The sequence below is a fragment of the Paraburkholderia aspalathi genome (assembly GCF_900116445.1).
In the GTDB taxonomy this organism is placed as follows: Bacteria; Pseudomonadota; Gammaproteobacteria; order Burkholderiales; family Burkholderiaceae; genus Paraburkholderia; species Paraburkholderia aspalathi.
This window is the reverse complement of sequence record NZ_FPBH01000001.1, coordinates 282,034-295,649: the sequence shown is the minus strand read 5'-3', so window position 1 is coordinate 295,649 and position 13,616 is coordinate 282,034. Positions and strand designations below refer to the sequence as shown.

Here is a 13,616-nt window from a genome sequence, read left to right as displayed (position 1 = left end):
CGATGAACGGGATAGCCTTGAATATCGCCCCGACTCACGAGATCGAAGCCGGCTACGCCCTGTTCCCGGCGACCGCCTGCCAGGTACGGTTCTGGCATGAGCAGAAGGCATCGCCAAAGGCCTCCGCCCTCAACATCGCCTTCCGGCTGCAATTGTCGGGTCCGCTCGATGCCGCGAGCATCGAACAGGTGCTCGGCGAACTGGTCGCGCGACACGAGATATTGCGGACCCGCTTCGTGATGACGGGTGCGGGGCTACGCCAGCAAGTCTGGAGCCATGCTCCTTTTCGGCTCGAAGTGGTCGACCTCACCGGTTTGGAGGAAAAGGCCGGCGTAGCCGAGGCCGAGCGTGTCGGTGGAGAGCAGGCTCGCACGCCCTTCGAATTGTCGTCCCCCTCCTTCTTCCGGGCCGTATGGTTGCCCAGATCGACCACGCAGGGTGAATTGCAACTGACCTTCCATTCGCTTGTCATGGACGGCTGGTCCTTCGCAATCCTCGTGCGTGAACTGGTGGAAGGACTCGCCGCATTGCATGCCGGCCATGATCCCGAATTCCCCGATGTCGACCTTCACCATGGCGACTACGCGCTGTGGAAGGAAGAGTTCCTTGCCAGCGGTGCGCTCGATCGCGCGCGCACCCATTGGCGCCAGGAGCTTCAGGATTTCAGCCGCTTCGATGTTCCCGGCGATCGTCCCCGGTCGCAGGAGCGACGCTTCCAGGGCGTCATTCGCTCCATTCTGTTGCCCAGCGCGCTTAGCGACCGCCTGATTGCGGCTGCCAAGGCCCAAGGCGTCACCCTGTTCAGCGTTGCGGCCGCCGGCCTCGCGATGGCGCTGCAAACGGCAACCGGCCAAATCCGTGTAGCCATGGGCACCCAGATGTCGGTGCGGGATCAGCAGGAACTCGAGGGGGTGGTCGGACCGCTCATCAACACGGTGATACTTCGCCTCGACGTTCCTCGAAACAGCACCATTGCCTCTGTCACAGCGCAGTGCGGTGCAAAGCTCAGCGACGCCATCGAACATCTCCACTTGCCGTTCGAAGAGATGATGGAGATGGCGGGCGAGGTCTCCGATGTAGATCGCCCGTCGCTATGCTCGGTCAATTTCGCCCTGCAGCAAAGCTTCGTCGGCGGGGGCGATGAGGTTCGCCGGCAGGATTTCGCCGCGACGACCTCGCCTTCCTTCAACGCAGGCGCACTCTACGACCTCAACTTCTTTATGGTGCGGCGCCCGCAAGGCTGGCGCATCTCCTGTGAAGGCGACACGGACCTTTACGACGTCGAGACGATCGACCGGCATCTGGCCAAGTGGCGCGAAATGCTGGAAGCCGTTGAAATCGAGGCGAACCTGCCGCTGGCGCCTGCTGCCGGGAGAGCGACGGCGAACGTGGCGGGAGGCGTCGGTGCTAGTGGTTTCATGAGTCAGGCCGAGCTGGAGGCGAAAGCGCGCAATATCGTGCGATTCAACGAGGATGCGCCTGGAACGCCCATCATCGCGCTCAACAACGTGGCGGTACTCTTCGGACTGGCTCAGCAAATCGGCTCCGATCGGCCGATCGTCGACATCTCTATGGTGCCGGAAGGAGCCCCGCGCGAGTTCCCGCAGCGTGCTTTCCAGGATATCTCCGCGGACGCCGTGCGGCTGATCAGGCTGGCCCGGCCAAGAGGCCCCTATATCCTCATGGGGCACTGCGTGCTGGGCGCGATGGCGCTGGAGGCGGCACATCAGCTACGGCGCGAAGGCGAAACGGTGGAGCTCGTCATCCTCAACGATTCCTGGTGCCCCGGTTATCGCGAGTTGATGCCTTGGTACGACCGGCAGTTGCGCAAGATGCAGGTGCGTGCGGACAACATCCCGCGCGACTTCCGCAAGGCAATGCGGGGCGAGACATCCATGGTCTCCTTCCTCAAGCAGTATCGGATCGTTCGCTGGCTCGGTATTGCAGACCTTGCTCTCAAACTCGGCCTGATCAGGGGCGATGCTTCCGAGCATATGGTTTCCGAGAATCGCTGGTACATCGAATATCTGCTGGCTCAGCAGGCGCGGTACCGTCCGGCTCCCTATGACGGCGACGTCCAGATCTTCCGCAGCGGCCAGGTGCTCAACGGACGCCTGTTCGCCTGGGACCTGGGATGGCATCAGGCGATAACGGGCAAACTGGTTGTCACCGAGATTCCGGGCATGCATGACCAGATTTTCCGCTCGGCCGGCGCCGCTGTCATCGGCAAGCAACTGCGTGAGCGTCTGGCCGGAATCGAAGCTAACGGGGTTGAAACCAGCCCTGACGAGCAGGACGGTCCGACAACATTCCTGAGCCGTGCCGAGGCTTAGATCCGCGATGCACACCATACATTTCGGACCTGATTGGATAAGGCGGTTGGACTATGTCGCGTTTGCGTAGCGTGTTACTTCCCTGGAATCGACACGGACACGTCCCTTTCCCTAGGCTCCTAACAGCGACGAGGCATCCGCATGATCTCTGGAGCACCTTCTTCCTGGGCTCTTGCCGCTTCCAGTCTTGTCGCGCTCGTGGCCGCGGCGGTGATTGGCGTCAGCTGGTATGCAGGGCTTGTCGACCCGAAGGAAATGATCCGTGCCGTGATGTTCCTCGACACAGACAGGCCCCGGTTGGAGGGGCCCTATGCCGTCGGCTTCGCCAGTATTGATGTGAAAACGGGGAGCGATGGCCCTTCGCTTCCGGTCGATATCTGGTACCCCGCGCAGGCGCCCGGCGATGGCATTGGGCGGTCAATTCTGCAGTGGATCGCAGCAATCGGACATCCTACCTCGCCGCCGTTCACGCCAAATGGAAAGCTGTCCGAGGCCCGTGCTAAATATCCCCTCATCATTTACTTTCCATCATGGTTCAGTGTTCGCCAACAGAGCACATTTACGCCCGCAAACCTGGCGAGCCATGGTTTCGTCGTCGCTACGGTGGACGACATCGTGCACGCCCCTCGTCTTCCCGGACGAGAGGGCGAAGCTCAGGCATCGGAGATACCCGGCGATTCGATGGAAAGCTTCGAGGCTTATCGCCCCGTCGCAGCCCTCCGGGCTGAACTGGCGGCGAAATCGGGCTCTGCCATCATCGACGCATTTCAGAATATTCCGGTGTTTGGACAACGTGTGGATATGGCGAAGCTCGGTGCCGTCGGGTTCTCGTTCGGAGGCGCGACGGCAGCGCAGATGAGTAGCGACGATCGACGCATCAAGGCCGTCGTGAATTTTGACGGCTCCTTGTATGGGCGCCCTGAACGCGGCAATGTCGAGGTGCCTTACATGATGTTCTATAGTGGTTGGACCTATCCGACTTGCGAGGAACTCCTGCATAGTGACTTCGCCACGCGGATCAACTCGGTGCTGACGGTCGAGTCAGTTGCGCACCAGATTCGCCAGGCCACGCTCCCGAACAACTGGACCTTCACGGTAAAGGGTACGGTACATGATGATTTCGCGGACAAGCTCGCGAAGCCCTCATGGAAGGCCGCATTCGACAAAACTGCAATCAACAGGGCGAAGACCTGGTCCGAGATCAATCGCTACGTTGTTGCATTCTTCACCCGTTTTTTGCTAGGCGAGAATCAGCCTTTGTTGACGGAGCCAGCCCCGTTCGCAGAAATACGGCCCTTCATGGAGAACCAGGCGCCGCCACAAGACCGGGCATCGGCCACTGGTTCCACACAATCCCGCTGTCCTTAGATCACAACGCGTTTTTGCGCGTCTAGTCGACCAGAGTTGATCTATTCGACGCCGACTCCGGCCATGGCTTTGCCACGCCGGTATATTGAGGCGACATCCTCTGCTCGTTCGAAACCAACGAAACGCGACAATGCCTTGAGATAGGATGGACTTAAGGGCAGGAAGCGTCCGAACATCTGGTCGAGTTGTGCGAGGTGGGTCCGGAACGCCCCGATATCGTATCGATACAACAGCCGCATGTATGACGAGAGGCGTTGCTTGAGCATTTCCTGATCGTCCTCTGAAAGCATGTCTAAAGAATGCCGGTGTCCCTCAGTGATCCTGAAGAAGTTCTCCATATATTGTTCTGTGAGGTCTATGGCGTTGTAGCGCGCTCCCCGGAGCCCAAGACGGCGGTGTCGTTGCTGCCTCCACGCGAAGAGCGGGTCTGCGCTCTCGACCGTCAAAACCTTTGCGCCTTTTCTCGCGAGCTTTAGTAGAAAGTCCTGGTCCTCATCTACCTTGAGATTCTCGTCGAAGCCGGCCACATCCGCGATCCATCGTCTTCTGAATACGCTCTGACCTAAATGTATTAGAGGTCCCTTGGCGAGAATTTCCAGTTCGGTTGGCTGTGAAGAAAACGCTGAGCACTCGGCGAGGCGGACCCTTCGCGCAGCATCGAGTTCGACGACGACCTCTTCCCATCGCGACATCACATAGGCGACACTCGGATCAGCAGTCCGGCAGGCGATCGACTGAAGCTGCAGTTTTGTAGGAGCCAGGAAATCGTCGGCATCCAGAAACTGAATCCAATCTGCTGTCGTCGATTGCCATCCCAGGTTTCGGGCAGCACTAACCCCCTTGTTGGGCTGCGTGAGAATCGTCCACCGATGGCGGCAACCCTTGAGGTGTTCCCGAGCCTTCGAGACGGTATCGTCCGATGAGCCGTCGTCGACGATCAGGATTTCAACCTCGTCATGCGTCTGTGACGTTACAGTTTGCAACGTAGTGTCGACATACGCAGAGGCGTTGTAGCAAGGAATGACGATGGCGATTTGCAACGATGCCCCCACTGATGGATAACTTACGATCTCATCGCACCAAGATTTGCTCGAGAGTGCGAAGTGTCAGTTCGCGGTCCTCAAAAGTAACGATCCACCGGCAGAGCCGGTGGCTTTCGATGGCTGGCGCCTCAGAGGGGCCTGTTCGCCATCGGTAAAAGGCTCCAATATCGACCGACGGTGGCCCGGGTGAGAAGCGGTACAAAACATGGGAAAAAGCCGACTCCTGGAAACGTCAAACCGTGTTAGTCCCCCAGCAGAGCTGGGGGATTTCCCGCGATAAAAAAAGATTGCCGACATTGCCACCCATGTCGAATATCTTTTTTATGCAAGGGATCCGGTCGCGGAGGTAATTCGACAAGCCAAGCCACGTCATCCATCTGGTGTAGAGTGTTGCCGATCTCCGCCCTGGCGAATGTTCGGCGTCGCTCATGCCACGCTACTTCGATAAGGATGCCGGCATTGCCAGGGCCGATCGCGCGCTTGCAGCGAAGCTGGGTTGCAGAAAGCCGATGACCTCGGCATCCGTGATCGGTTTGAGATGCAATCCGAATGCGGCATTCAGGGAAGTGAAGGTGCTGTGCCCAAAGGGTATTCCAGACCACGCCGCAGTGACCGCCGGCAACGACAGCGTTGTGCGGATCGTCGCCGGATGTATTGGTGACGGCGCAGCCAGGCGACAGATGCAATGTCTTGTAAAGCGGACGACCTTGGCCGTCACGTTCGCCCCACAGGCTCCTGAACAAGGCGCGATCGTCGAGAAAGTAGACATGGCGATCCGCCGCGGCCAGTTTGCGCAAGCCATTGTCAAAGAGATCGAGGCCGGCGTCGATATTGGCCATCTCCCTGGCCGATTGCCGATTGTCGAACTTATCGAGCGAGCGCTCGAAGCATGGCGGCATTGCGAACTGTCCAGGTTCCGCGCGTCGCAGCCCCACCTGTCCTGTAATCTCGCACATTGCGACGCAATCTTTCGACGTTCACTCTGTGTCGGACAATGGCGTTCTGAACTGCGCCTGCCGCCCGGACCGGTTTCAGGCTCACACACGCCACGCGCCGTGGCCAGCACGAGCGAGTGACTCAGCCAGTCCTGTCAATCAGTTCTCTCCAGCTGGCCAGGATGGGTTCACGGGCAAATTTACGGAGATGCGTGTGGGCCTGGGAAATTCGGCGGCTTCGCTCCTCGCCCGACATTACGGCTAGCGACCTCATACCAGTCACGATGGATTTCCGATCAAGCGGATCGGCGTCCAGCATGGCTTTGCCCCCGATTTCCGTCAATATGCTGGAACTGGATACGAGGCACGGCAAGTCGTGCTCTATCGCCTCGATAACTGGCATCCCGAACCCTTCCAAAAGACTCATGAGCACGAACCCGGATGCGTTACGGTAGAGCCAACGAAGCTCATCGTCACTCGTGTAACCCGGCAACACGACACCCGGAGTCTGCTTCGCGAGTTCGACAGCGGTACTGGCGCCAGGCTCGCCCCCACCGACAATGACATACTGCCACCCTTTCTCCGCAAGCCCGCTTGCCGCGAATGCCTCGATACAACAGGCTTGATTCTTACGGTCACCGATACTCCCCACCGTCAGGAGGAAAGGGCGCGAAATGCCATCCACCGGACACCCCTCACCTTCCTTCGCGCCCAATCGCGTCGGAATGTAGATGACATTGGAGGAGGCATATTCGTTACCGTACAGCCTGTGAAATTCCCGCTGAGACGTCTTGCTGACAAATACCATGTGGGGCTTGATTCGCTGGATCTGATCATAGGCCCGGAGATACAACTCATCCACGCCCGGTGCGAAGTATTGGGGATGCGTGATCGGACCGACATCATGGCAGAGCACAATATCGCGTGCCTCTAACCGATGACGCACAACGCTGACTGGGTCGAGATGCAGCGTAGGACGAGGGTCGCGGATGACCGGGAAAAGCGAAATCAGCCATGACCAATATACTCTCGCCATTGTTTCGTTGTGAGTCAGGCGACCCGCGACACGGCGCACGAAATCACTGCGCGGAAATCCGTGAAGTCGCCCATAGCGGACCCTGGCAACTCGACTGCCGAGCGACGAAATAATATCGTTTCCCAAAAAGAATTTCCCGGTACGATCATTGAGTGCCAGCGAGAAATCAACATCAACAGACATCGCGTATCCCCTGTATCTTTTTCCAGATTAGCGGGTCACAGCTTTCACAGTCTCGAACAGGTTGCGCGCCGCCCGTTTCCAGGTGAAGCCGCCAGCCTGCCGACGTCCGGCGGATATCAGCGATTGCCGCGTTGCCTCGTCGTCGAGCGCCGTTAGAATATTCAGACGCCACGCGTCCGGACTGAAAGGGTCCGCATAGAGCGCGGCCTCGCCGCAAACCTCCGGAAGCGCGCCAAACGGCGCGGCTATCACCGGACAGCCCAGTGCCATCGCCTCCAATGGCGGCAAACCAAACCCTTCCGTTAGCGAAGGAAAGGCAAGCGCGCCGGCATTGGCCATCAGCCCCACGAGCTCCGGATCGGTAATCCGGCCTGCGAATCGCACATTGGGAGGCACGACATGCCCGAGATTTTCGAAATCGGCTTGCGTGGCGCCACCGAATAGCACGAGCTCGACGCCATTCAGTTCCGCACCGGCGAACGCCTTGAACAGGACGCCGATGTTCTTGTGCTTCTGGGTGTTCGCGAGCGCGAGCACATAGCGCCGCGGTTTGAGGCTCAATGCCGCAAGCTGCCCTTCGTCGGGTTGAACCTGCAGAACATGATCGCAACCGTTGTAGACGACGACGATCTTGTCGGCACTGGCAACGCCATAGCGTACGAGTTCTCTTTTGGAGAATTCCGAAACGGTAAAGATGATCTTGTGCCGCTTGCCAATGAAAAAGAAGAGAAACTTGTACCACAAGCGAAAACCCAGGGAATAGGATTCGGGTGCAGAATACACTTGGGCGTCGTGGATCATCGTCGCCGAATCGCGATGCAACAGCGGGCCGAGATTGCAGAGGTTGAGAATAAAGTCCTTTCTGCGAGCCAAGGGAAAATAGCATTGTTCCCACGCGATTCTGTGTATCCTGCGAACCCAGGGATTCTCGCGAACGCACGAAATATTGCGGTAAGGCGGGACCTCGACGCTGTCTCTGACTACGACGGCATAATCAACGTCGTTACCGGCTTGCCCGGCAATCAAGGCATCAGTTGCGGCGACGAGTTGCTCGGCAACCCTGTGCACGCCCGTCGGCGCTGCCCCGAAGAACTTGCCGTTGAACGCTATCGTCTTCGATGCGATCGTTTTCATAACTTTCCCGCACGCTCACGCGTGAATATTCTTCGCACAAAGTCCCAGAAGCCAATCAGATTGCCGCTCAAACGGTCCAGACGATCGCCTCAAAGCGCCGGCGCGATACTGCGCACGATGTCGCTGGCGACGTTACGCAGGACAACGCAGTTTTCTCTGACAGGTAGGGTATCGGTGTATCAAACACGGCACTGCTGCCTAACGCACGCAAGCGCACGCAAGCGCACGCAAACACGCGCATACCGGGTAAGCCCGCGCGCTACCGGTTTCCAGGGGCAATCATGCGCTTGCCCAAAACTTGACCGGACAGCTCCAGCCGATACGCCGGCCTTCCGCAGTCTCGTGGCAAGTTGATCGCCGGAACTGATGCCGATACCTTGTCTGGTCAGCGCTTACCGATGAACGCCCTCAAAGAAAAGGCCCTCGTCTCCACGAGGGCCTTGGGAATCAGCCTGCAGGGCCGACGCGACGACGCCAATTTTCAATTGGTTAAGCGACCGGCTTGAGACTAACCGCCTCTTTGCAAAGCCGACTTGATAGCTCGCCCGGCGGCATGCGCCGTCGAAAACGCCATGGCCTTGGCTCGATCCCGCACCGCGCTTCGTCCAGGCGGACTGGGATTGATTCCAAGCTTCCTGAGGTAATAGTTGGCGCGATAGATATCCCTTCGCACAGAGTCAATAAACTGGAAGTTTACGCTCAAAGTCACCGAGATATTGTCATCGTTCTTCAACCAGTGGGGGCAGTTGACAGGAACGTGAACGCCATTTCCCGGGACCAATCTGTACAGCCGCGCTCGGTCCTGCAGTTCGGGTCTATAGTTTGCCGCGTTGTTGTCGTTCGTCCAGAACCGCTCAATTTCCACCTCTGGAAGAACCTGCCGATCTTCCCGGTCAAAGACGTACAAATCCTTTCCCCCATGGATTTGAAGAATAAAATTGCATTCGCGATCTATGTGATATGCCGTCACCCGCTTCGGTGACGTGATGAAAATGATGATCTCCTCATTTCTGATCTTGGATTCGATGCCGCCGCCAACCATATCCTTGACCTCTGCAATCGCATGCCTGTACAGCTCGGTGTAGGCAGGATCTCTTTGCGCGTCTCTGAGGATGAACCAGGCGTTTGAATCTTCCAGCTGCCTTAGTGCATTCAGCGGTGAGAACGCACGATTCGTATCTCTCCATTTTTGACCAGGTGCGACGTCACCCATGTCGTAGTAGAGATCAGATGGGCGCGTTCTCAGGGTTCGCTCCGCCAAATCTATCAATTGAGGGACTTCAAAGCGTGGATGAGATGCCAGGCGGTGGGAAACCTCGAAGCTCTTCCGGTCGAAACGCTCTCGAAACACTGAAGAATCTGCGTCGATCCACTTGTCTGGCAATGTCACTTCGGGGACCGCGGAATCCGTGGAGATGTCCATGCGATCGCTCCTTATAGTCTGATAACCGTTGGGAAAACGAGATCCGTTAGTGCCAAAGCCGAACGCCACCCAATTGCGTGGAATCTGCAGAAATCGTACACCGGAGGCCAAGCCGATCAAACCCAGCTTTCAGGGGTTCGGTGCGCTAGCGCACCTTCTGGTTGGTTCAGTCCATCGAATCAGACGAGAAAATGACGACTGCAATGCCAGATCAACGGCCCCGATTCAGATTGCGAACGATACGCCTGCGGACGGGAACAACAACCCTCATCACCGATGATTTCGCATTGTCGGTCCCGGCGTTCGCACCGGGCGGCTGAGGATTTACTCCGAGTTTGCGCAGGATGTGATTGGCGGCCAGGATGCGGCCACGGGCCCGGCTCGCGTCGGTCTCATAGACGAACGCATAGGAAACGCTGCGTTCCGCGCCGGTTTGAACCCAATGGGGCGCGTCCTGCGGCTGGTGAAAACCACTACCGGGCACAAGGTCGAAGACATGTTCGAGGCTCTTGTCTCGCGTGGCCAGATCCACCTGGCCGATCTCGACTATGCCCTGCACGTAGAAATCCTCGAGTTCGTCTTCCCGAACGGCACTGGGACGATAGACATGGTAGTGCTTGTCGCCCTCGATCTGGAAGAAGTGATTGATTTCCGGATCGAAATGGAACGGCGTGGTCGAGGAGGCGGAGCTGACGAAGATGGCCGATTCGAGCCGCACGACCTTTTCACCATTGAGACCGCCGCGTAGTTCGATCACTTTTTCGAACAGCTTGTCCAATAGTTCTCGAAAGCCGGCGTCATAATTCTCGGGCCGCTTCAAAAGCACGCGCGTCGGCCCCGTGGCAAGCTGAGCAAGCGCCTCATCCGGCTTCGACGTTTTTGATTTGACATCGAAGAATCGGGTCCCTGGCGTGGAAGCCGAATTGGAAACGTAATAATCCGCAGGTTTCCCACCATACTTCTTCGCCAACTCCGCTAGTGCCACCGGCTGGAACATCGACAGCTGATGCAGACAGTGCTTGAAACTGAACGGTGTATTGTTGAATGCGGTCTTGTAGACGGCTTGATCAACGGTCAGCAGAGCGTCGGCAGAAGGGATCATTGTTGTAAATCCAAAGGGTTAGACAACGTCGCAAGCGCGGCAGAACCCGATGTCCAAGGCCTCTCTCGTCAGCACTTGACTAGCCGCAAGCCATTCCAGCCAGCATATGAGAGGGCATGCTATTGGTGTAGCAGACGCAGCACTGCTGGCTACCGCACGCAAAACATGCCTCGATAGATTTAACCTTTAAACCCCGTCTCTCCGTACGCGGACACACAAACGCTCTCGCCTGCCTCGGTCAGAATGTGCAAGTCGCGCACTGGAGTACCCCATGACCGCAAAACCCAGTCTCACACGCAGCGCCACGCTCAACTTCGTGGGCGGGATCCTGCCTATGTTCGTTGCGCTCGTGACGACGCCGATTTATCTCCACCACATCGGTGCGGCGCGCTACGGGGTACTCGCCATCGTCTGGATGGTGCAGGGTTATTTCGGCTTTCTCGATCTGGGGCTGTCTTCGGCGACGTCCAACCGCATCGCGCAACTCGGCGATGCGCCACAGCGCGAGCGCGAAGCAGTCCTGTGGACAGCGATGATCCTCAACGCAGCACTGGGTCTCGTGGGCGGCGTAGCACTGTATGCGCTCATGCACGCGCTGCTCGCGTACTTCGACATGGGGGAGGCCCTGCGCGTCGAGTTGTTGCCCGCATTGCCCTACGTAGCCTGTCTCGTGCCGCTCTCGAATCTCATTTCCGTGTTCAACGGCGCACTCGTGGGGCGCGAGCGCTTTGGCACGCTCAACGCGGTAACACTCCCGGTCACGCTGATGTATCAGCTTGTGCCGCTCGGGGCGGCGCTCGTCTTCGGGCCGAATCTGCGCTTTCTGGTGTTCGGCACGCTAGTGGCCGGGGTAGCGGCGCTGACGGTGACGGCATTCGCGGTCTGGCGCGTCTTTCCGTTGCGCCTCGCCAGCGGCCCACGCCGCGAACTGGTCGGCCAACTGTTTTCCTACGGCGCGTGGATCAGCGTGACGAGCCTGGCGCAGCCGCTGCTGGAGACCGCCGACCGCCTCATGATCGGCCACGCGCTCGGGCCGCAGGCAGTCACCTACTATCAGGTGCCCTTCAATCTCGCCGCGCGCGCGCGACTTTTTCCATCCGTCATCGCCCGGACGCTATTTCCGCGCCTCTCGGCACTCGACGCCGCGAGCGGCGTGGCGCTCTCCTCCAGCGTGATACGCGGCCTCGCCGCCGCACTCACGCCGATGATGGTGTTCGGCATATTCCTTATGCATCCCTTTCTCTCACTGTGGGTGGGCCAGGAATTCGCCTCACGTGCCGCGTCGGTTGGTGAGACGATTCTGGTTGGCATCTGGATCAACTCCCTCGCATGGATCGCTGCCTGCCACCTGCAGGCAACGGGCAGGCCAGGCATCGTCGCGCGTTTGCAGGCTTATGAAATGTTGCCGTTCCTTGCCTTGCTGTGGTGGATGCTGCAACACTTTGGCGTGCTGGGCGCAGCGCTCGCGTGGAGCGCGCGCAACCTGCTCGACGGCGTGCTGTTGCTCCATGCCGCGCGTCTGGATGCGCGGCCAACACGCATGCTGGCCGTGCCGGCGCTGATCGTCACAGCAGCGTATGTCGGCACACTCGTCTTCGCTCCACTCACATGGCCAAGCATCGTGGTGTGGCTCGGTATGACAGCCGTCTCGCTCGCATGGAGCGCACGCACCGAACCTCGGTTCTACGCACGTGTGCTCGAGCTGGTCGCGTCGATGCGCAACTACACGCGACGGTGGGCGCAAAGCCAATGATCACGCGGCATGGCAACGGGCACTCCCTCCCCGCGCGATGTCTGAATGACCGCGCCGACACAGAGCGTCCGCTCCGGTCGGGATTGTCGAACACGCAGACTGCGAGCCAGACATGAGCAAGCTCCACTCCCTTACCGTGCTGCGCGCAATTGCGGCCACGACGGTCATCTTTTTTCACATCCTTGCGCCGACCGGACACACGTTCGGCGAATTCGGCGTGGACATTTTCTTCGTGCTCAGCGGATTTGTGATCGCACTCGTGCTGGATAGCCCCGGTATGACCGTAGGGCGCTTTCTCGCAGACCGCATTGCCCGAATCGTGCCGCTCTACTGGCTGCTGACATTCAGCGTATTAGCCGGCACCCTCATCGCCCCGTCTTTGTTCAATTCAACGACGGCCAACTTCGGAAACCTGCTCAAGTCGCTGCTTTTCATTCCCTACCGCAAGGAAAGCGGCGAAATTTTCCCGATGTTGTTCGTCGGCTGGACGCTGAACTACGAAATGATGTTTTACGTGGTTGCGGCAGTGTCGCTGATACTGATGCGCCGCCATCGACTGCTATTCGCGTCGGCATTGATCTTCGCAATCTTTTGCGCATTAAAGGCCTCAGGCTCGCACGGCGCGATTGCCACGTTCTACTCCTATCAGCGCGTATTTGAGTTCCCGCTCGGCTTCGCGAGTTATTGGCTCTGGAGGCTCGGGGTCCGGATCATACCGGTCCTTGCGGGCTGTATCGTGGCAGGCGCCTACGCATGGATGGCATTCGTGGACTGGCACGCAATGGCGAATATCCCGTTGCTGTATTACGGCATTCCGGCGTTCCTGATGGTCATTGGCAGTCTGAGTCTCGAATCGAAGATGGGGTCGGGCCTGTTGACACGTGGCGCGATATTCGTTGGCAATGCCAGTTATGCCGTCTACCTGAGCCATCCATACTGCGTCGAAGCAGCGCGCAAACTGCTGCCGAGGGCTATCAATGATTTTGACGTCACTGCGCCCATCGGCGTGGCGGCCATCATTGTCCTGGCGACAGCGGTGGGCGGCATACTCTACTGGTTCGTCGACCGACCGCTGCACAAGAACGCGCGCCGGCTATTGCAGCGGCTAGCGAAGATACCGTTGCGTGGAACAGGCCACGCAGGACTGAACCAGCCGGTCATGGCCACTCATGAAGCCCGGGCCCGCAACGTGCCCGTCAAACAGGACGCGAGCTGACTGGCGAACCTTGGCGAGAGGTTGGCACTGACGGCAATCAAAGGTGATCGGAGCCGGCGCGAACCGGCCTCACCTCAGTTGGCGACTCCG

10 protein-coding genes are annotated in these 13,616 nt (G+C 58.7%); 4 read left to right on the top strand and 6 right to left on the bottom strand.

Annotation, left to right across the window (positions count from 1 at the left end):
- Positions 1-2: 2 nt before the first annotated feature.
- Together BM438_RS01285 and BM438_RS01280 are read left to right on the top strand one after the other, a co-directional pair.
- Positions 3-2,333 (top strand): condensation domain-containing protein, encoded by a 2,331-nt coding sequence (locus BM438_RS01285; RefSeq protein WP_093632550.1) that lies wholly within the window; start codon positions 3-5, stop codon positions 2,331-2,333.
- Positions 2,334-2,474: 141 nt separating this feature from the next.
- On the top strand, positions 2,475-3,701 hold the full coding sequence (locus BM438_RS01280) for an alpha/beta hydrolase family protein (RefSeq protein ID WP_093632549.1): 1,227 nt from the start codon (positions 2,475-2,477) through the stop codon (positions 3,699-3,701).
- Positions 3,702-3,742: 41 nt separating this feature from the next.
- On the opposite strand, the gene BM438_RS01275 is transcribed toward BM438_RS01280, so the two are convergent.
- The 6 genes from BM438_RS01275 to BM438_RS01250 form a co-directional block, all read right to left on the bottom strand.
- Positions 3,743-4,741, bottom strand: a complete 999-nt coding sequence (locus BM438_RS01275) for a glycosyltransferase family 2 protein (protein ID WP_167378279.1) — start codon at positions 4,739-4,741, stop codon at positions 3,743-3,745.
- 245 nt (positions 4,742-4,986) lie between these two features.
- Positions 4,987-5,643, bottom strand: coding sequence for a hypothetical protein (locus tag BM438_RS01270; protein ID WP_244179212.1), 657 nt, complete (start codon positions 5,641-5,643; stop codon positions 4,987-4,989).
- A 178-nt stretch (positions 5,644-5,821) separates the two neighbouring features.
- On the bottom strand, positions 5,822-6,898 hold the full coding sequence (locus tag BM438_RS01265) for a glycosyltransferase (protein ID WP_093632547.1): 1,077 nt from the start codon (positions 6,896-6,898) through the stop codon (positions 5,822-5,824).
- 27 nt (positions 6,899-6,925) lie between these two features.
- A complete protein-coding gene (locus tag BM438_RS01260) occupies positions 6,926-8,032 on the bottom strand; it encodes a glycosyltransferase family 4 protein (RefSeq protein ID WP_093632546.1) in 1,107 nt (368 codons plus the stop codon).
- A 508-nt stretch (positions 8,033-8,540) separates the two neighbouring features.
- Entirely contained in the window at positions 8,541-9,455 is a 915-nt protein-coding gene (locus BM438_RS01255; protein ID WP_093632545.1) for a transcriptional regulator, read from the bottom strand.
- 211 nt (positions 9,456-9,666) lie between these two features.
- Entirely contained in the window at positions 9,667-10,557 is an 891-nt protein-coding gene (locus BM438_RS01250) for a hypothetical protein (protein WP_093632544.1), read from the bottom strand.
- Positions 10,558-10,828: 271 nt separating this feature from the next.
- Between BM438_RS01250 and BM438_RS01245 the strand changes: the two genes are divergently transcribed.
- Entirely contained in the window at positions 10,829-12,310 is a 1,482-nt protein-coding gene (locus BM438_RS01245) for a flippase (protein ID WP_093632543.1), read from the top strand.
- Positions 12,311-12,422: 112 nt separating this feature from the next.
- Complete coding sequence (locus BM438_RS01240) at positions 12,423-13,526, top strand: acyltransferase family protein (RefSeq protein ID WP_093632542.1); 1,104 nt, start codon at positions 12,423-12,425, stop codon at positions 13,524-13,526.
- The last annotated feature ends 90 nt before the right edge of the window (positions 13,527-13,616 follow it).